This is a genomic window from Delftia sp. GW456-R20 (genome assembly GCF_001622915.1).
Lineage (GTDB): Bacteria > Pseudomonadota > Gammaproteobacteria > Burkholderiales > Burkholderiaceae_C > Comamonas > Comamonas acidovorans.
Genome location: NZ_LWCN01000004.1, coordinates 2,394,299 through 2,412,606 on the forward strand (window position 1 = coordinate 2,394,299; position 18,308 = coordinate 2,412,606).

Below are 18,308 nucleotides of genomic sequence, written 5' to 3' on the forward strand. Positions count from 1 at the left end.
AACCGGGCCTCAGGCCGCGCCCAGCGCCCGCACCATGTGGTCCACGAACTGCGCCAGCTTGGGCAGCTGGCGGCGGTCCGGCAGATAGACCAGGTGCACCGGGCGCGGCAGTGGCACGCAGTCCTGCAGCACGGGCACCAGCCGGCCCGCGGCCATGTCGGCGGCCAGCAGCACCTCGGGCTGCAGGATCAGGCCCAGGCCGCGCAGCGCCGCATGGCGCAATCCATCGCCGCTGTTGCAGCGCAGGCGGGCGTCTTCGGGCCACTGCACCGAACCCGAGCCGTCGCCGCGCAGAATCCATTCCGAGCGGCGCTGCCAGACCGCGTAGCTCAGGCAGTCATGGCGCGCCAGATCGTCCACGCCACGCGGATGCCCGCGCCGCCGCAGGTACGAGGGCGCCGCCGCGATCACCATGCGATAGGGCTGCAGCGGCCGCGCCACCAGGCCTTCGCCGCCCACGGGGCCGATGCGCACGGCCACGTCGATGTTCTCGCCCACCAGGTCGGCCATGCTGTCGCTCAGTTGCAGGTCCACGCGCACCAGCGGATTGGCCAGCTGGTAGTCGGCCACCAGCGGCGCGATCACATGGTTGCCCAGCGTGGTCGGCGCGCTGATGCGCAGCAGGCCCTGCGGGGCACTGCGGCTGCGCTCCACGGCAGACTCGGCCCAGCGCAACTGCTCGAAGACCTGGCGGCTGTCCTCGTAGAAGCTGCGGCCCACCTCGGTCAGGCTGTGGCGCCGCGTGGTGCGCTGCAGCAGGCGCGCGCCCAGGTGGGCTTCCAGTTGCTGCACATGCTTGCCCACCATCACGGCCGAGATATCCAGGCGCCGCGCGGCCTGGGCAAAGCTGCCGTCCTCGACCACGGCCATGAAGACCTCCATATTGCGCAGCTTGTCCATGGATTGCTAACCAATGCTTAGTAGTACAAAAAGATTTCGCTACTTTATGGCATGAGCGATTTGCAAAACACTGGAGGCCTGTTCACTCCTTCCGAAAGAAAACCGCATGAAGATCCTGCTCATCGGTGCCACCGGCACCATTGGCCGCGCTGTCCACGCCCTGCTGGCCCCGCGCCATGAGATCGTCACCGTGGGCCGCAACAGCGGCGACCTGCGCGCCGACTTCACGCAGCCCGAGACGCTGCAGAAAATGTTCGAAGCCGCCGGTCAGGTGGACGCCATCGTCAGCACGGCCGGCAAGCTGCACTTCGGCCCGCTGTCCGAGATGACGGCCGAGCAGTTCAACTCCGGCCTGCAGGACAAGCTGCTGGGCCAGGTGCGGCTCGCCCTGCTGGGCCAGCGCTGGCTGCGCGACGGCGGCTCCATCACGCTGACCAGCGGCGTCGCCGCCACCGAGCCCATCCGCCACGGCGCCAATGCATCGACGGTGAATGCCGCCCTCCACGGCTTCGTCACCGGCGCTGCGGTCGAACTGCAGCGCGGCCTGCGCATCAATGCCGTGAGCCCCACCCTGCTGACCGAATCGGCCCAGGCCTATGGCTCGGTCTTCCCCGGCTTCGAGACCGTGCCCGCCGCGCGCGTGGCCCTGGCCTACCAACGCAGCGTGGAAGGCGCCCAGACCGGCAGGGTCTTCGAAGTGCTCTGATCCCTGTCTTGCGGCGGGCCCTCGGCAAAGTCCTTGCGTGCCCGCCCAAAAGGGCTGCGTGCTACGCTGCGCGCCACCATGTTCAACCCCACCCAAGCCGATGTGCGGCGCTTTTTCTGCGGCGTGCGCACCAAGATGCTGAACGGCGCGCCGATGGAGGCCATAGAGACGCTGGCCAGCCTCTGGATTGCCGAGCATCCCGAGTATTTCGATGATCTCGCCGACGTGGACGCCGCCTTGCTGCGCGACTACGACGCCACGCCCGGCGTGACCAATCCTTTCCTGCACCTGTCCATGCACCTGTCCATCAGCGAGCAGTGCAGCATCGACCAGCCGCGCGGCATACGCCAGGCCGTGGAGCTGCTCAGCCGCCGCCTGGACTCGCTGCACGACGCCCACCACGCCACCATGGAATGCCTGGGGCAGATGCTCTGGGAAAGCCAGCGCTCGGGCCGCCCACCGGATGGCGAGGCCTACATTGCCGCCGTGCAGCGCCGCGCCACCAGCGACGGCGCCAAGGCCACGGGCGGCGCATAGTCCGGGCCGTTCAGCGCCTCAAGACAAAGCCCGAAACAAAGCCCGAAAAAAGCCCGCAATTGCGGGCTTTTGCTTTGGAGGAAAGGCGCGACCTACTGCGATTTCTGGCCGAGGCGGAAATGGGGCTGGGGCAGGGTCTGCAGCTCGCCATCGAGGCTGCCGATGTAGTTGGCCAGCGCCTTGAGTTCGCTGTTGGTGAACTGCTTGGCAATGCCGGCCATCACGCCGTTGCTGCGGCCGATGTGGGGGTTGCCTTCGGTCTTGTAGGACTTGAGGGCAGAGTACAGATAGTCCGCATACTGGCCCGCCACCTTCGGATAGCTGGGGTCGATGGGTTTGGAAAAACCCTGGCCGTGGCAGGAGACGCAGGCCCCTTTTTGCAGCAGCGCAGCAACCTGGGTGCTGGGCTCGCGGACCTTGGCGTCGGCGGCCTTGGCCACGCCATGCTCGGCGTAGTAGGCGGCCACGTCGGCCATGTCCTGCTCGGTCAGCGGATCGGCGATGCCGCGCATGGTGGGGTGCTTGCGCTCGCCCTTCTGGTAGGCCTGCAGCGCGGCCACGATGTAGGGTGCGCCCTGTCCTGAAATCTTGGGGACCTTGTACACCTCGGGGAAGCTGGCCTGGTAGCCCTGGATGCCATGGCAGCCAATGCACATGGCGATCTTCCCCTCCCCTGCCTTTGCGTCACCTTTGCTTTGCTGGGCCTGTGCCACAGGGGTCACAGATGCGACAGTCAGCGCCAATACCGTGGTCAAAGTTTTTATCATTTTGCGCGCACAATCCTTCAAGAGTTCTGACGGATGCCTACTGCTGAGCGGGTAGCGCGAACGATTATGGCAGTCACCGTCAAGCGTCCCCATCAATACTTACGCTGATACCGCCCATGAAATTTCAAGGTTCCGAGAACTACGTCGCCACCCAGGATTTGATGCTCGCGGTGAATGCCGCAGCCACCTTGCAGCGCCCGCTGCTGGTCAAGGGAGAGCCCGGCACGGGCAAGACCATGCTGGCCGAGGAAGTGGCCGCAGCGCTGGACATGCCGCTGCTGCAGTGGCACATCAAGTCCACCACCAAGGCGCAGCAGGGGCTGTATGAATACGACGCCGTCAGCCGCCTGCGCGACTCGCAACTGTCCGACATCGACGGCGGCGAGCGCGTCAAGGACATCCACAACTACATCATCAAGGGCGTGCTGTGGCAGGCCTTCACGGCAGACCGGCCCGTGGCCCTGCTGATCGACGAGATCGACAAGGCCGACATCGAATTCCCGAACGACCTGCTGCGCGAGATCGACCGCATGGAGTTCTACTGCTACGAGACGCGCGAGATGATCCGCGCCAAGCACCGGCCGCTGGTGTTCATCACCTCCAACAACGAAAAGGAGCTGCCCGACGCCTTCCTGCGCCGCTGCTTCTTCCACTACATCAAGTTCCCCGACGCCGACACCATGCGCCAGATCGTGGCCGTGCACTTCCCCAAGCTGCAGGGCGAGCTGCTGACCGCCGCGATGAAGGTGTTCTACGACGTGCGCAACCTGCCCGGCCTCAAGAAGAAGCCCTCCACCAGCGAGCTGATCGACTGGCTCAAGCTGCTGGTGGCCGAGGACATTCCCGTGGAATCGCTGCAGACCGCCGAGGGCAAGGTCGCCGTGCCGCCGCTGGTGGGCGCACTGCTCAAGAACGAGCAGGATGTGAGCCTGTTCGAGAAGCTGGTCTTCATGAACCAGCGCAACCGCTGAGGCCTGCGCCCATGCCCCATCCAGAACACACCAACGACACGGGCGTGCCGGCCCTCACCGGCCAGGTGACGACCATTCCCGTGGCCGGCGCGGTGGCGCACCAGGGCTTTGTGCGACCCGTGGTCATGCGCTTCAACGGCGTGCGGCTGGAGCCCCTGGCCCTCGCCCATGAAGCCGGGCTGCGCGAGGCCGTGCAGGACGGCCAGCTGTGGCGCATCCGCGTGACCTCGGCGCCCGAGCCCGGTGATGTGCGCGCTTATATAGAGGCCGCGCTGGAGCAGCGCAGCCTGGGCAAGCGCTTCGCGTTTGCCGTGCTGGACGACGACAGCGGCAAGGTGCTGGGCACCAGCAGCTACCACGACATCCTGCCCGAGGTGCGCCGCGTGGAGATCGGCTACACCTGGTACGCGCGCAGCGTGCAGCGCACCCATGTCAACACCTCGGCCAAACTCATGCTCATGGGCCATGCGTTCGACACGCTGGCCTGCCATGTGGTGGGCTGGCGCACGGACTGCTTCAACTTCGCCAGCCAGCGCGCCATCGAGCGCCTGGGCGCCAAGAAGGACGGCGTGATCCGCGGCCACGCGCTGCGCCGCGACGGCACCATCCGCGACACCGTGATGTACAGCCTGCGCAGCGGCGAATGGCCCGAGTCGCGCGCCCAGCTGCTGGACCAGCTGCAGCGCCATTCGGACGGCAGCACCGCCGTGGCGCGCACATGAGGGCGCGTACGCCGGGCCTTCGGGAGATGCCATGCTGATCGACTTCTTCTACACCATGCGCGCGGCCAAGCTGCCCGTCTCGGTCAAGGAGTTCCTGACCCTGCTGGAGGCACTGCAGGCCGGCGTGGTCGGCCCCAAGAGCGAGGACGCCTGGAGCCTGGACGACTTCTACCACCTGGGCCGCACCGTGCTGGTCAAGGACGAGAAGCACTACGACAAGTACGACCGCGCCTTTGCCGCCTACTTCAAGGGCGTGGAGATGGTGGCCGACCTCACGCGCGAAATTCCCCAGGACTGGCTGAAGAAGCTGCTGGAGCGCGAGCTCTCGCCCGAGGAAAAGGCCGCCATCGAGGCCATGGGCTGGGACGAGCTGATGGAGACGCTCAAGAAGCGGCTCGAAGAGCAAAAGGAGCGGCACGAAGGCGGCAACAAGTGGATAGGCACGGGCGGCACCAGCCCCTTCGGCCACGGCGGCTACAACCCGGCCGGCGTGCGCATCGGCGGGCCGGGCCGCAACAAGAGCGCCGTCAAGGTCTGGGAGCAGCGCGCCTACCGCGACTACGACGACACGCAGGAGCTGGGAACGCGCAACATCAAGGTCGCGCTGCGCCGGCTGCGCAAGTTCGCCCGCGAAGGCGGCGAGCTGGAGCTGGACCTGCCCGACACCATCCGCAGCACGGCCGCCAACGCGGGCTACCTGGACATCAAGATGATCCCGGAGCGCCACAACAACGTGAAGGTGCTGCTGCTCATGGACGTGGGCGGCACCATGGACGAGCATGTGCAGCGCGTGGAAGAGCTGTTCTCCGCCGTCAAGAGCGAGTTCAAGCACCTGGAGTTCTACTACTTCCACAACTGCGTCTACGACTTCATGTGGAAGAACAACCGCCGCCGCTTCGCCGAGAAGTTTCCGACCTGGGACATCATCCGCAAGTACAACAAGGACTACAAGCTGATCTTCGTGGGCGACGCCACCATGAGCCCCTACGAGATCCTGCAGCCCGGCGGCAGCGTGGAGTACATGAACGAGGAGCCCGGCGCCGAATGGCTGCAGCGCCTGACGCATGCCTTCCCGCGCTTTGCCTGGATCAACCCCGAGCCGCCTGGCGTCTGGCAGTACCGCCAGAGCATCAGCATCATCCAGCAGCTCACGGGCAACCGCATGTACCCTTTGACACTCAAAGGTCTGGAAGACGCCATGCGCCTGCTGTCAAAATAGGCCGATGCCCAAGCTCCCCCCCGCGACAGCGCCGGCCCAAGGGCCGGCGTTTTTGTTTCTGTTGAGTGCAGCCCTGATGCTCGGTGGCTGCAGCCTCCTGCCGTCCAAGAATGATGACAAGGACACGGACCCGTCGCTGATTGCAGCGACCGGCGACCCGGCCTTCTCGCTCGTCGTCGATGCGCCCAAGGAAGTGCGCGAGCTGCTGGAAAAGCACCTCGAACTGCGCCGCTACCGCTACCAGAGCGATCTGCAGCGGCGCGAGCTCACGCGGCTGCTGGGCGCCACCGACGCCAACGTGCGCGACCTGATCGGCACGCTGGGCTACTTCAGCCCCACGGTCACGGTGGAGATCAAGGAAACGCCCGAATCCGAAGAGGCCCCGCTGCAGGTCACCGTCAAGGTGGACCCGGGCGAGCCCGCCACCATTGCGCGCAGCCAGGTGCGCTTTGCGGGCGTCAATGCCGATGATCCCGACGGCGCCTCCCAGCGCGCCACCATCGAAGAGGACTGGCCGCTGCAGCCCGGCCAGCGCTTCAGCCAGGCCAACTGGAGCCAGGCCAAGAGCCAGGGCCTGCGCACGCTGCAGTCGCGCCGCTACCCGCTGGCGCGCATCGACTCCAGCCTGGCCGACATCGACGCCGACACGCATGAGGCCGATGTCAGCGTGGCCTATGCGCCCGGCCCGGCCTACACCTTCGGCCCGCTGCGCATCGAAGGCGCCCAGCGCTACGACCCCGTGGGCACGGCCCGCATCGCACGCCTGCCCGAGGGCGAGGAATACGACCAGACCGCCCTGGTCGACGCCCAGCTGCGCCTGGCCAGCAGCGGCTACTACGACTCCGTCTTCCTCACGCTGGCCAACGTACCCCAGCAGGGAGAAAGCGCCGCCGAGGATGAAGAGGCCCTCAAGCGCAAGGGCGCCCAGGTCACCACGCCCGTCATCGCCCAGGTGCGCGAGGCCCAGATGCAGAAATGGGTCTTCGGCGTGGGCATGAGCACCGACACCGGCCCGCGCCTGAGCGTGGACCACATCCACAACCGCCTGCCCTGGCTGGGCTGGCGCGCCGTCACGCGCATGCGCTTCGACCGCAAGAACCCGCTGATCTCCACGCAGTGGACCGCCCTGCCCGATGAAACCCTGTGGCGCTGGTTCACCACGGCCAAGGCCGAGCGCGCGCCCTCGGGCGACTTCGATGTCAACAGCCTGCAGCTGCGCGCCGGCCGCACCAAGTCCGAAGACCACATCGACCGCAACTACTACCTGCAGTACGACTACGCCAAGACCCAGGGCGAGGGCGCGCCGCCCTCCAGCTCGTCGGTCACGGCCAACTACGGCTGGACCGGGCGCTACTTCGACAGCACGCTGGCGCCCTCCTCGGGCTTCGGCTTTGCCTGGGAAGTCGGCGCGGGCACCACGCTCACGCCCCAGCGCACGCCGTTCGGCCGCGTCTCCGGCCGCTGGCTCAGCCTGATTCCCATCGGCGAGGTCGATCCCGAGACCAAGCGCCGCAGCCGCCTGGCGCTGCGCGCCTCCGGGGGCGCCGTGCTGGCCCGCAAGGATGCCGACCTGCCTGTCACCCAGCTGTTCATCACCGGCGGCGACAACACCGTGCGCGGCTACGGCTACCAGAGCATCGGTGCGCGCACCGACAGCGGCAAGGTCATCGGCGGGCGCTACATGGCCGTGGGCAGCATCGAGTGGCAGCGGCCCATCGTCATCAAGGGCAACACACAGGACTGGGAGCACGCCGTCTTCCTGGACGCCGGCACCGTGGGCGATGCGCCCGACTCCATGTACATGCGCGTGGGCGTGGGCACCGGCCTGCGCTGGCGCAGCCCCGTGGGACCCGTGCAGGCCGACATCGCCTGGGGCGCCCAGGAAAAACAGCTGCGCCTGCACCTGCGCCTGGGCTTCAACTTCTGACCATGGTGGATTCCCGCTTGAATACCCCTGCCTCCTCCGCCGCGCCAGATCAAAGCCCCCAGGCGTCCCCTTCCTCGCCTGCGCCCCGGCGCCGCCGCTGGCTGCGCGCCCTGCTCTGGTTCTTCCTGGTCCTGGTCCTGCTGCTGGCCGCCCTGCTGGGTTCCGCATGGTGGTGGGCCGGCCGTGCCGATTCGCTGGCCTACACCCTGCAGCGTGTGGCCGGCTGGCTGCCCGCAGGCCAGAGCCTGCAGGCCAAGGAAGTCACCGGCACCGTGCGCCAGGGCGGGCGCATCGGCTGGCTGCAATGGCAAAGCCCCACCATGAAGGTGGAGCTGCGCGACGCCACCATCGGCTGGCAATTGCGCCCCCTGCTGTCGCGCACCGTGCGCCTGGGCGAAGTGCGCATCGCCGAGCTGAGCATTGCCAGCACCCCCGACCCCGAGGACAAGAAACCCGTCGAGCCACTGCAGCAGCTCGTGCTGCCCGTGAAGATCGACGTGCCCTTCCATGTGGAGCGCATCGTCTGGCAAGGCCCGCCCCAGGCCGAGGTGCTGGGCCTGCAAGGCCACTACGTCTACGACGGCAGCGAGCACCAGCTGGACGTGCGCGACCTGCAATGGGCCGATGGCAACTACCAGGCCAGGCTGCGCCTGCAGGCCCGTGCGCCCATGGCCATCCAGGCCGAGCTGCAGGGCGACCTGCAGGCGCCGGCCCTGGCTTCGGACGACGAGGCCTCCACGGCCAAGGCCCCCAAACCTGCACCGCTGGCCGTGCAGGCCAAGGCACAGATCGACGGCACCCTGGCCACCGCCGCTGCGCAACTGGGCATCAAGCTCCAGGTTGATGCCAAGCCCGGGACGGTGTCCGAGGAAACGCCTGCCCCTCCCGCCGTACAGAAATCCGCCAAGGCCGATGGCAAGAACGGCAAGGCCAGGGAGCGCAAGGAAGCCGCCCCCGTGTCCGAACCCATGCATGCGGACATCGAGGCCAGCATCCGGCCCTGGCAGCCCCAGCCGCTGCAGACCGCGCGCGCCCAGCTCAGCCAGATCGACATCGCCGCCTTCTGGCCCCAGGGACCGCGCACCCGTATCAGCGGCGAATTGCAGGCCGGGCCGGATGGCAAGGCAGCTGATACAGCCCAGGCACCCGCCACAGAACAGGCATCGGACCAGGCACCAGGCTCGGCCATCGCCACCACCGCCTGGCAGCTGACGACACGCCTGAACAACGCCATGCCCGGCCCCTGGGACCGCCAGCGCCTGCCGCTGGACCAGATCGAGGCTGCGGTGCGCTATGACGGCCAGCAGTGGCTGCTGGAGCAGGCGCAGATCGCCATAGGCTCGGGCAGCATCGACGCCCAGGGCCGCTTCGAGCCCGCCACCAAGGTCTTCGAAGGCCAGGCCAAGGTCCAGCGCCTGGATCCCGCCGCGCTCTACAGCATTCTGGAAGCCGCACCGCTGCAGGGCGAGCTGCGCGCCAGCACCACGGCCGAGCAGCAGGTGGACTTCAGCGTGGACATCCAGGCCGCAGCCGCGCCCGCAGGTGGCAAGCGCCAGCCCCTGCGCATCGAGAAACTCGCCACCAAGGGCCGCTGGGCCCAGCCCGTGCTGTCGCTGGAGAACCTGCAGCTTGATGCGCTGCAGGCCTCGGTGCGCAGCCGCAGCCTGCAGTTCGACACCGAACAGCAAAAACTGCAGACCGTGCTGAAGGCCGAGCTGCCCGGCGCCGAGCTCTCGCTGGACGGCCACATCAGCCCCGCCGCAGGCCAGGGCAGCAGCCAGCTCAAGCTGTCGTCACTCACCGCCCTCACGCAGTGGCTGCGCAAGCTGCCCGGCATGAAGGACCCGCTGGCCGGTGCCCTGATCGAAGGCCAGGCCCAGCTGGATGCCAGCTGGCGCGGCGGATGGGGCGCCCTGCAAAAGCGCATGAAGGCCGCCGTGGGCGACCCGCTTCCCGCCAGCGGCCTGCAACTGCAGGCCGACCTGCAGGCCGCCAAGCTGCGCTACCTGCCCGCCAACACGCCGCCCGAGCAGGCGCTGGAGCTGCCCGAGCTGCGCCTGGCCCTCAAGGGCTCGCCCGAGCAGGCCAGCCTGACCCTCACCGGCCAGGCGAAGCGCGGCACGCAGACCGCGCAGATCGACACGGCCCTGCAGGCCGGCCTTGCCACAGCGCGCGGTGCCGCGCCCCTGGACTGGCAGGCCAGCATCGACAAACTGCAGGCCCGGTTGAATCCGGGCCAGGACCTGCCCGGCCCATGGCAGGTGCAACTGGCAGGCAAGCAGCCCGTGCAGATCGCCCAGCGCACCACGGGCCGTACCGTCCTGTCCACCACCTTCACGGCGTCGACCGGCAGCCTGCAGGTCACGCCGCCCACGCTGGCCCAGCGCCGCGCCAATGCCGAGGCGCCGCAGCCCGTGCTGCTGGCCTGGGACGACACCCGCGCCACCCAGGGCGGCGACGGCCGCTGGGCCCTGCGCAGCACCGGCCGCGCGCAGGCCCTGCCGCTGGCCTGGGTCGATGCCCTTTCCATGGCCGAGGAGCCCCCGCTGGCCGCCATGGGCCTGAGCGGCGACCTGAGCTTCAACGCCCGCTGGGACCTGGACACCACCGGCCCCGCGCTCAAGGCCGAACTGCTGGTCGAGCGTGCCGCCGGCGACCTGCGCCTGGCCGTGGAAGACGGCTCGGGCACCACCGTCATCCACACCACCGGCCCGCGCTCCAGCAAGCCCGGTGAAGTGCGCACGCATACCGTGCGCGGCGCCGGCATGCGCGCCCACATCAAGCAGGCCCGCCTGAGCGTGCGCGCCCAGGGCGACGACGTGCAGGCCAAGCTCGACTGGGACAGCGAACGCGCCGGCACCCTGACCGCCCAACTGGGCACGCGCCTGGCCCAGCAGGACGGCACCTGGACCTGGCCCGAGAAGGCCCCGCTGTCCGGCCAGATCGACGCCCGCATGCCCGACATCGGCATCTGGGCGCTGTTCGCCCCGCCCGGCTGGCGCGTCACCGGCTCGCTGCAGGCCAAGGCCGAGATCAGCGGCGACCGCCAGAACCCGCAGTGGCAGGGCAATCTCTCGGCCGACGGCCTGAGCATCCTGTCCGCGCTGGACGGCATCGACCTGCAAAACGGCGTGCTGCGCGCCCGCCTGCAAGGCAACCGGCTGGACCTGACCGAACTGCGCATGCAGGGCGGGCGCGGCAGCAATGCGCGCATCCTGGGCTACAGCGGCAACCTCACCACGGCCCCGCGCGAAGGCGGCGAACTCACAGGCTCGGGCTTCGTGCGCTGGGACCCGCCCAACGCCGATGGCAGCAACTCCGGCCTGAGCATGGACCTGCGCGCCCAGGCCACCAGGCTGCAGGTGCTGGTGCGCGCAGACCGCCAGGTCAGCATCTCCGGTGGCCTGCAGGCCAAGCTGGAGCAAGGGCAGTTCACGCTGCGCGGCGACCTCACCACCGACCGCGCCACCATCATCCTGCCCGAGGAATCCGCCCCCTCGCTGGACTCCGACGTGGTCGTGCACTCGGCCGCCTCGCGCAAGGCCGAGCAGGAAGCGGCGCGCAAACAGCAGCAGGCCGACCGCAAGGCCCAGGCCCGCGCGGAAACCATCAAGCTGCCCGACATCCTCGTCAAGCTCGACCTGGGCCGCGACTTCGCGCTGCAGGGCTACGGCATAACCACCCGCCTGGAAGGCGCGCTGGAAGTGCAGGGTCCCACCGTGGCGGGCGGCCCGCCGCGCATCACGGGCGAGATCCGCACCGTGCAGGGCCGCTACCGCGCCTGGGGCCAGTCGCTGGACGTGGAGACCGGCCTCATCCGCTTCAACGGCCCCTACGCCAACCCCTCGCTGGACATCCTGGCGCTGCGCCCGAACATCGCCGTGCGCGCAGGCGTGCAGGTGCAGGGCACGGCCAACGCCCCGCGCGTGCGCCTGTACTCCGACCCCGAAATGCCCGATGCCGAAAAGCTCTCCTGGGTGGTCATGGGCCGTGACCCCGCCACGGGCGGCGCCGAAAGCGCCCTGCTCCAGCAGGCCGCGCTGTCCCTGCTCAGCGGCGGGCGCAACAACAGCGGCAAGATCGCCAGCAACCTGGGCCTGGACGAAATCGGCTTCAAGGGACCGGGCGGCGAAGGCTCCACCGGCGCCGCCCTCACCCTGGGCAAGCGCCTGTCCAGCGATCTCTACGTCACCTACGAGCAAAGCCTCTCGGGGGCCATGGGCACGCTGTACATCTTCTACGACCTCTCGCGCCGCCTCACCCTGCGCGGCCAGACCGGGGAAACCAGCGCGCTGGACCTCATCTACACCGTGCGCAAGGACTGACGCCCCAGCGCCCCGCATGCCGCCCTCCCGGCGGTGCGCGGGGCGGGTCCGGCGTGGGTTTACAATCGCCGTTTGCTCCTCTCCGTAGTTCAATGGATAGAACGGGCGCCTCCTAAGCGCCAGATACAGGTTCGATTCCTGTCGGAGGGACCATTGAATTGCTTCTGTATCAATGGCTTGCGAATTGCACTTGGCTCCCGGGGACATGCCGGGGACACAGGTGGCGTAGAAACAAGAAAAGCCCCTCGGCATCAGAAAGGTGCCGAGGGGCTTTTTGCGTTCGGTCCAGGGTCAGTGCGAGCTGGCCAGCCAGCATGCATGCAGGCGCTGTCCAGAGGCGCGAACTGGGTAGCCGGGTTTCGATGAAAAGATATCGATTACTTCACATTTGATAGCTGCTTGCGCTCATACAGCAAGCACTAGGATCGGATTTACCCAGGGAATCAGGTAGCGACAGCCCAGTTGTCCAACTGCAGGCCGGGCACCTTGGCGAATTCGCGGGTGTTGTTGGTGACCAGCAGGGCCCGCTGACTGAGGGCGTGGGCAGCGATCATGGTGTCAAACGCGCCTATGGGACTGCCTCGACGCTCCAGATCGGCACGCAGGTCGCCATAGGCCCACACGGCCGCCTCGTCAAACGGGAGGATGGTGAGCGGGGCGAGAAACATCTCCAGGGCCTGGCGGTTACGGGCCGAGCCGCTTTTGGCCACGCCAAAGGCCAGTTCGGCAGCAACCACGCTGCACAATCCCACCTCGCCCATGCGGTACTGCTGAAAGCGGGCCAGCACCTCCGGGGGCTTGGCATTGATGATGTAGATGCAGATGTTGGTGTCGAGCAGGATCATGGGCTGATCTCGTCCCGCTGCTGGGCATCAGGCTGCTCGCGCTCGAGCACAAAGCCCGGTTCAAACTCAGCCAGCCCGGCTTGCAGTGTTTGCCAAGGGTCGTCTGCGGGCAGCAGCAACACGCCGTTGCCGAAGTGCTTCACCACGACTTCAGTGCCCGTGAAACGGTATTCCTTGGGCAGCCGCACGGCTTGACTGCGGCCGGATTGGAAAAGGCGTGCGGTGTCCATGGCGGGCTCCTTGACTGGTAGCCACCAATGGTAGCTACCGCTTTTCACTCTGTCCAGCACGGCTTGTGTGCGCTGCAATTTTGCTATTCATTCAGTAGCTATTGACGCTTTTCAGATATGTGCCGCGCAGGCCGGGAGCGTTGAAGGCCTCCAGCCTCACCCCCGCCCGGCCAGCTCCGCCACCCCTCGCACCAGCGCACGCCCAGCGTCCGTCGCCTTGCCGTAATGCGCCAGCAGTGCCTGCACATCGGCGTCGGGCGCATGGGAGCGCAGGGACAGCAGCACGTAGCCGATATCGACGCCGGCAAGGTGCAGTTGCTGCAGCGCCGTGGCGTCGGGGACGAGGGCGCCGGACTCGAATTGCTGCAGGAGCTGTTTGGCTTGGCCGGCCTTGCGGGCCAGTTCGGCTTCGCTGAGGTTCAGGCGCTGGCGTTCCTGTTGCAGACGGGCGGCGAGGGTGGGTTCAGGGCACTCATGCTGGATGGCGTTCGGGTCAAACAAACGTTGACCTGTTAGCAGGTAGGCGACGTCCACGCCCTGCTCGGCGACAGCCATGAGATAACCCGCATCTGGCTTTCTGACGCCCTTCTCATAGTTGAGTTGGGACATCTTTGACACTCCCGCGATAGCGCCAAACGCCTCTTGGCTAAGGCCCAGCCTATTTCTTTCCTCCGTCAGGCGCGCAGAGAAGTCAAACATTTTTTATATAAACTATTGACGATCAAATTTTTGTTTGATAGTCTATGGAGCGTTGTCACTACAAGCGCCAAATACTACCTGACCACTCAGGCGGCTCCTTTGCTGCGCCCTGTACGTTGCTCGAAGGAGGTCCATGAAGCACGCTGCCGCAAAACCATCGCGCAAGAAGCTCGCCAAGGCGGACCGCGCGCTGTTCCTGCAGGCCGCTGAAGCACTCAAGCAGGCCGCGATGACCGACGAGACGCACCGGCACAGCGGGGAATCCGACCGCCTGCTGCGCATTGCCAGCGATGTGGCACGCCACGCGGCGCAGCCCGGCTCGACGTGCGATCTGCAGAACACGGCGTTTGATGTGGCCGCCTGCATCAATTCGGCGCGGCTGGTGCCCGGCGATGCGGAGTCCGGCCCACGCACTCGCCTGCTGGCAGAAGCGGCCCAGGCGCTGGCGCAGATATCAGAGACGCCGGTGGACGGGATCGTGTTTCCGCGCACCACGCTGTATGAATTGCAAGCCAGGCTGGACACCGGCGCAACGCCATCGCAGTGGCGCGAACTGGCCCGCGAGGCCAACTACGAGGTCCAGCAGTTGGCGCAGGTGTTGATGCAAATGGGCGACCACCAGAACACGGAGAGCCATATCGTGGCGCACGGCATGGCGGCACGCATCTCGCAGTTGTCGGAGATCGTTTACGTGGCAGCCGCCCTGCATGGCGAGCACCGTGATGAATGGGGCTCGCAGACCCTTCGTGACGTGCGCGATGTCTTTGAAGGCGGCATGGGCCGCCTGGGATGAGCGGGGCGCAGCTCAGCTCTGGACGACGACGTTCTCCAGCCTCAACACGGCTTCGCGCACCTCGCTCAGGCGCGTGTCCTGCGCTTCAGGCGCATCGTCAGGGCCAGACACCGAGTGACTGACAACCAGCGCGACTCGTTCAATGGAGCAGGCCGGGAGACGTTGTTCGTGGCTATCGACGCCCACGCGCGCATCGCCCGCACCGCCATACATCCAGACGAGAAGAAGCACGAAACCATCGCGTTCCAGTACAGCACGGCGCACTAGGTGCAACTGGGAGTGCTCCTCAAACGATTGCTAATTGACAACGGCGCAGCTTTCTGGTCCAAGGATTTTCCTGCGGCCTGTATAGACTTGGGTGCGCCGCACAAGTTCACCAAGCCGTATCGGCCGTAACCAATGGCAAGGCCGAGCGGTTCATCCAATCGGCGCTGCGCGAGTGGGCCTATGGGTGGACGTATCAGAACTCAGCCGAGCGAGCCAATGCCCTGGCGAGCTGTCAGCACTACTACCACAGGCACAGGTCGCACAGCGGTATCGTTCACATCGCTTCGATGTCCAGGTTCAAATTTGCAAATAACCTCTTGACGGTTTGCAACTAGATAGTGGATTTTTTCAAACTATCTTTACTTAATACTGAGGTGGATAACAGCAGCAATCATTAGCAATATCATGCTGCCACGCAGGATAGCTATCTGGATCCCTGAGACAGCACATAATTGCGCCACAACAAGCTCCATTAACTGATTGGCAGCGGATATCACAACAGCCATAAGTTCCTGATGCGGTCTGAGACTTCAGAAGTTTAGGACTTTCCAAGCTCAAATCGCAGATTTTTCTAGGCATATTTTTCAAATATTCCTCTTCTTCACGGATATCAGCGATGGTCACCTCGACCTGCATCTCGTCAGATGAATCATCCAACTTGAAAAAGGCAGGAACTGATTTTTCAACAACCGCAAAAACATCACGCCTGGACAACCAGGCTTCAGCGCTCTCCACACCCGAATATAAAGTCGCAGATATGCTGTAATTTTTAAGACCATTCACTTGAATAGTTCTTATTACATATTCTATGGCGACAATCATTCCCCCTTGACTGGATGTGAGCTTTATCGATTCTCCCAAACCTACGACGGCACTTCTCTTCACCACCTCACCTTTGAAATTGGTTGATATTTTCACCTGCACGACCTCGTCATTTGCAAGGACGGCACCGGGAAAAATCGCACTCAATAGTGCCAAGAAAAAAGCAAGCAAACCTTTCATAATATCCTCCAAGAAATATTAACAAACATGAAATATCGCCTATCAGCCCACAGAAATAAAAAATTCTTATTTAAATGAACTGCTTTACCGCAGGGTGGCTAAACATGAGCCCATCAGCCTTCAAGAGGGAAAATGGGCCAAGCAATCGGACCCTGAAAATCCGGATTAAAAAATTTGAGAGCCAAAGAATCAAATTCACCAAAATCCAAATCCCAGGATAGGCGGCTTTTTTCTGGCGTGACTATCCGCAGAGAGCGGAACGGCGCAACTGGAGTCAGCACATGGCTACTGATGGTTTTGAGGGGCGAACCCCAATGTGTTATGCGTAAATTCTATAGATTGATTAAACCCATGTAAATAAGCTATCGTAAGTTTAAGAGTTTTCCTAGCCTTCCGACCGATGCTGCCGAGCCATGTGCAGTACGCGTCAACTGTCAAAGCTCATGGCGTGGAAAAAAGTCGGCGAGCCTGGCTTGGACAACCAGAGTCACAAGGGGACAGACTGCCTACTGAGCCATAGAACCGGGCACTCGGCTACCATCAGTGCCCCAATCCCCATGCAGTCTCCCGAAAGGCCCTCATGCTGCTGTACGCCGATTCGCAATTCGCCTCTCCCTATGCCATGTCCGTGTTCGTTGCGCTGAAGGTCAAGGGGATTGACTTCGAGCTGCGCACGCTGGACCTTTCGGCGGGGCAGAACACCGGGGCGGACTATGTGGCCGCGTCACTGACGGCACGGGTGCCCACGCTGGTGGATGGTGAGTTCAGCCTGTCGGAGTCTTCGGCGATTTGCGAGTACCTGCAGGACCGCTTTGGCGGCGCCCCGCTCTACCCCCAGGATGCGCAGGCGCGTGCCCGCGTGCGCCAGGTCCAGGCCTGGCTGCGCAGCGATCTGATGGCCTTGCGCTCGGAGCGCAGCACCGAAGTGGTGTTCTACCGCCCCACGCCCACGCCGCTGTCGGATGCGGGCCAGGCGGCGGCGCGCAAGCTGTTCTCGGTGGCCGGTGCCTTCATCCGCTCGGAAGATGACCACATTGCCGGCCCGTGGTCGATTGCCGATGTGGATCTGGCGCTGATGCTCAACCGCCTGGTGCTCAACGGCGACGCCGTGCCCGCGCCGCTGGCCGCCTATGCGCGCCGGCAGTGGCAGCACCCCGCCGTCCAGCAGTGGCTGGCCCTGCCCCGCCCGCCGCTGGCAGGCTGATCCGAACGGATACGGCAGGCCATGGACAGCCTTCTCTACATGGGCGTGCGGATCACGCCTGCATCACTGCCCAGCGATGTCACGCCCGGTGCCTGGCTGCCGCGTGCCACGCTGCTGGAGGTGGCCAGCGGCAAGGCCCTGGGAGCAGTCACCGAAGACCAGGGCTGCGACACGCAGCAGGAGGCCGATGCCCGCGCGCTGCGGCTGGGCAAGCGCCATGTGATGAAGGTGCTGCATCAAGGCTGAGGGACCGGGGTGCAGGCGGCCTGCCCCCGCCCCTCAATCCATCTTCACGGCCACCAGCCTCCACCCCATCAGGCCTTCGCGCCTGAAGACGAAGCCGCCCGGCTCGCCGCGCGGGTGCACGAAGACCTTGGACCAGCCCTGGTACTCCACGGAGTAGTCCTTGCGCGGCGGCCCGCCCTGGGTGTCCACGCCCACGCCTGCGGCGGCCACGTCCGTGGGTTTGCCGGGCTTGCCTTTTTCCAGCATGAGCATGACGCCGTCAGGCGAGACCAGCGCCTCGGTGAACTGGCTGACCAGGCCCTGGGCCAGTTGCTGGCCAAAGCCGGCCAGGGGGTTGGAGGCGCTGTCGCCCGAGCCGCCCATCTGGGACTGCAGCCTGGCCATCATCTGGCCCTTGATGCTTTCGCGCAGCGCGGGAAAGTCCACGTAGCCGGACAGGGCCTGGGCATCGCGGCGCTCCACGGCCTTGCCGATCTGGTGCAGGGCGATGTAGGGCGATGCGTAGAGCAGTCCGGCCGCAGCCACGCAGAGGGCGGCCAGCGCGCGGGCAAGGGTTTTGGGTTTCATGGATCTCTTTCGTGAAGGCAGGCCAGGGGCCTCGCGCAAGCGTGGATGAACGCGCATGCACAGCGCATAAAGGCGGATTCTAGGCGGGCCGTTCGGCGCCGCAGCCACTGCCAGGGCCGTTGCCGCCTGTATTTTTCATAGCGAAACAATAGCGAAGCAATACGCAGAGAGCCCCTATCAGGCCAAGGCCAATACCTGAAAAACTGGTATTGCCTGGAGCATTCGATTCATACTATAGTTTGTAACAAATAGTTTACAAATCAATACAACATGGATCGCCATTGGCCACGCAGGCCATCGGCAAGCCAGCATCGCCGTTTCCGGATGCCTGTGAGCATTTGTGCAGACCGGGCATTTCCCGTTAGTGAAATCTCATTTTCA

General features: G+C 65.4%; 19 protein-coding genes and 1 tRNA gene. 12 read left to right on the plus strand and 8 right to left on the minus strand.

Features of this window, described 5'->3' with window-relative positions; all coding sequences use genetic code 11:
- Positions 1-9: 9 nt before the first annotated feature.
- Positions 10-900: a LysR family transcriptional regulator gene (locus A4F85_RS16040; RefSeq protein WP_012203593.1), complete on the minus strand. Its 891-nt coding sequence runs from the start codon at positions 898-900 to the stop codon at positions 10-12.
- Between the two features lie 106 nt (positions 901-1,006).
- Here A4F85_RS16040 and A4F85_RS16045 point away from each other — a divergent pair, with 106 nt between their 5' ends.
- Both A4F85_RS16045 and A4F85_RS16050 read left to right on the plus strand, forming a co-directional pair.
- Entirely contained in the window at positions 1,007-1,606 is a 600-nt protein-coding gene (locus A4F85_RS16045; protein ID WP_012203592.1) for a short chain dehydrogenase, read from the plus strand.
- A gap of 78 nt (positions 1,607-1,684) precedes the next feature.
- A complete protein-coding gene (locus A4F85_RS16050) occupies positions 1,685-2,143 on the plus strand; it encodes a DUF1841 family protein (protein WP_012203591.1) in 459 nt (152 codons plus the stop codon).
- Between the two features lie 92 nt (positions 2,144-2,235).
- Here A4F85_RS16050 and A4F85_RS16055 read toward each other — a convergent pair whose 3' ends face one another.
- On the minus strand, positions 2,236-2,910 hold the full coding sequence (locus tag A4F85_RS16055; RefSeq protein WP_012203590.1) for a c-type cytochrome: 675 nt from the start codon (positions 2,908-2,910) through the stop codon (positions 2,236-2,238).
- Positions 2,911-3,026: 116 nt separating this feature from the next.
- Here A4F85_RS16055 and A4F85_RS16060 point away from each other — a divergent pair, with 116 nt between their 5' ends.
- The 6 genes from A4F85_RS16060 (at position 3,027) to A4F85_RS16085 (ending at position 12,227) form a co-directional block, all read left to right on the plus strand.
- Entirely contained in the window at positions 3,027-3,881 is an 855-nt protein-coding gene (locus tag A4F85_RS16060) for an AAA family ATPase (protein ID WP_012203589.1), read from the plus strand.
- 11 nt (positions 3,882-3,892) lie between these two features.
- Positions 3,893-4,603, plus strand: a complete 711-nt coding sequence (locus A4F85_RS16065) for a GNAT family N-acetyltransferase (RefSeq protein ID WP_063327137.1) — start codon at positions 3,893-3,895, stop codon at positions 4,601-4,603.
- A 31-nt stretch (positions 4,604-4,634) separates the two neighbouring features.
- The gene (locus A4F85_RS16070; RefSeq protein WP_063327138.1) at positions 4,635-5,822 is read left to right on the plus strand and encodes a vWA domain-containing protein; all 1,188 of its coding nucleotides are present in this window, start codon (positions 4,635-4,637) and stop codon (positions 5,820-5,822) included.
- A gap of 4 nt (positions 5,823-5,826) precedes the next feature.
- Positions 5,827-7,749 carry an autotransporter assembly complex protein TamA gene (locus tag A4F85_RS16075; protein WP_197485495.1) on the plus strand — a complete coding sequence of 641 codons (1,923 nt, stop codon included), beginning with the start codon at positions 5,827-5,829 and terminating at the stop codon, positions 7,747-7,749.
- A 2-nt stretch (positions 7,750-7,751) separates the two neighbouring features.
- The gene (locus A4F85_RS16080; RefSeq protein WP_063327140.1) at positions 7,752-12,074 is read left to right on the plus strand and encodes a translocation/assembly module TamB domain-containing protein; all 4,323 of its coding nucleotides are present in this window, start codon (positions 7,752-7,754) and stop codon (positions 12,072-12,074) included.
- 78 nt (positions 12,075-12,152) lie between these two features.
- Positions 12,153-12,227, plus strand: a tRNA-Arg gene (locus A4F85_RS16085).
- A gap of 290 nt (positions 12,228-12,517) precedes the next feature.
- On the opposite strand, the gene vapC is transcribed toward A4F85_RS16085, so the two are convergent.
- From vapC to A4F85_RS16100, 3 genes are all read right to left on the minus strand, one after another.
- A complete protein-coding gene (vapC, locus tag A4F85_RS16090; RefSeq protein WP_063327141.1) occupies positions 12,518-12,919 on the minus strand; it encodes a type II toxin-antitoxin system tRNA(fMet)-specific endonuclease VapC in 402 nt (133 codons plus the stop codon).
- Positions 12,916-13,149, minus strand: a complete 234-nt coding sequence (locus A4F85_RS16095; protein WP_043824440.1) for an antitoxin — start codon at positions 13,147-13,149, stop codon at positions 12,916-12,918. Before A4F85_RS16095 ends, vapC begins: the two co-directional genes overlap by 4 nt.
- A 156-nt stretch (positions 13,150-13,305) precedes the next feature.
- The gene (locus A4F85_RS16100; RefSeq protein ID WP_231890565.1) at positions 13,306-13,758 is read right to left on the minus strand and encodes a helix-turn-helix domain-containing protein; all 453 of its coding nucleotides are present in this window, start codon (positions 13,756-13,758) and stop codon (positions 13,306-13,308) included.
- A gap of 223 nt (positions 13,759-13,981) precedes the next feature.
- On the opposite strand from A4F85_RS16100, the gene A4F85_RS16105 reads away from it, so the two are divergent.
- Entirely contained in the window at positions 13,982-14,641 is a 660-nt protein-coding gene (locus A4F85_RS16105) for a hypothetical protein (RefSeq protein WP_063327143.1), read from the plus strand.
- A gap of 12 nt (positions 14,642-14,653) precedes the next feature.
- Here the strand turns inward: A4F85_RS16105 and A4F85_RS31180 are convergent, their stop codons facing one another.
- Entirely contained in the window at positions 14,654-14,872 is a 219-nt protein-coding gene (locus tag A4F85_RS31180; protein WP_231890566.1) for a hypothetical protein, read from the minus strand.
- A gap of 188 nt (positions 14,873-15,060) precedes the next feature.
- On the opposite strand from A4F85_RS31180, the gene A4F85_RS31185 reads away from it, so the two are divergent.
- Entirely contained in the window at positions 15,061-15,243 is a 183-nt protein-coding gene (locus tag A4F85_RS31185; RefSeq protein ID WP_231890616.1) for a hypothetical protein, read from the plus strand.
- Between the two features lie 28 nt (positions 15,244-15,271).
- Here A4F85_RS31185 and A4F85_RS30670 read toward each other — a convergent pair whose 3' ends face one another.
- Positions 15,272-15,910: a hypothetical protein gene (locus A4F85_RS30670; protein WP_156517033.1), complete on the minus strand. Its 639-nt coding sequence runs from the start codon at positions 15,908-15,910 to the stop codon at positions 15,272-15,274.
- Between the two features lie 580 nt (positions 15,911-16,490).
- Between A4F85_RS30670 and yfcF the strand changes: the two genes are divergently transcribed.
- Both yfcF and A4F85_RS16115 read left to right on the plus strand, forming a co-directional pair.
- On the plus strand, positions 16,491-17,114 hold the full coding sequence (gene yfcF, locus A4F85_RS16110; protein ID WP_063327144.1) for a glutathione transferase: 624 nt from the start codon (positions 16,491-16,493) through the stop codon (positions 17,112-17,114).
- 21 nt (positions 17,115-17,135) lie between these two features.
- Complete coding sequence (locus A4F85_RS16115; protein WP_063327145.1) at positions 17,136-17,360, plus strand: hypothetical protein; 225 nt, start codon at positions 17,136-17,138, stop codon at positions 17,358-17,360.
- A 33-nt stretch (positions 17,361-17,393) separates the two neighbouring features.
- On the opposite strand, the gene A4F85_RS16120 is transcribed toward A4F85_RS16115, so the two are convergent.
- Complete coding sequence (locus A4F85_RS16120) at positions 17,394-17,927, minus strand: DUF2939 domain-containing protein (protein WP_063327146.1); 534 nt, start codon at positions 17,925-17,927, stop codon at positions 17,394-17,396.
- Between the last annotated feature and the right edge of the window lie 381 nt (positions 17,928-18,308).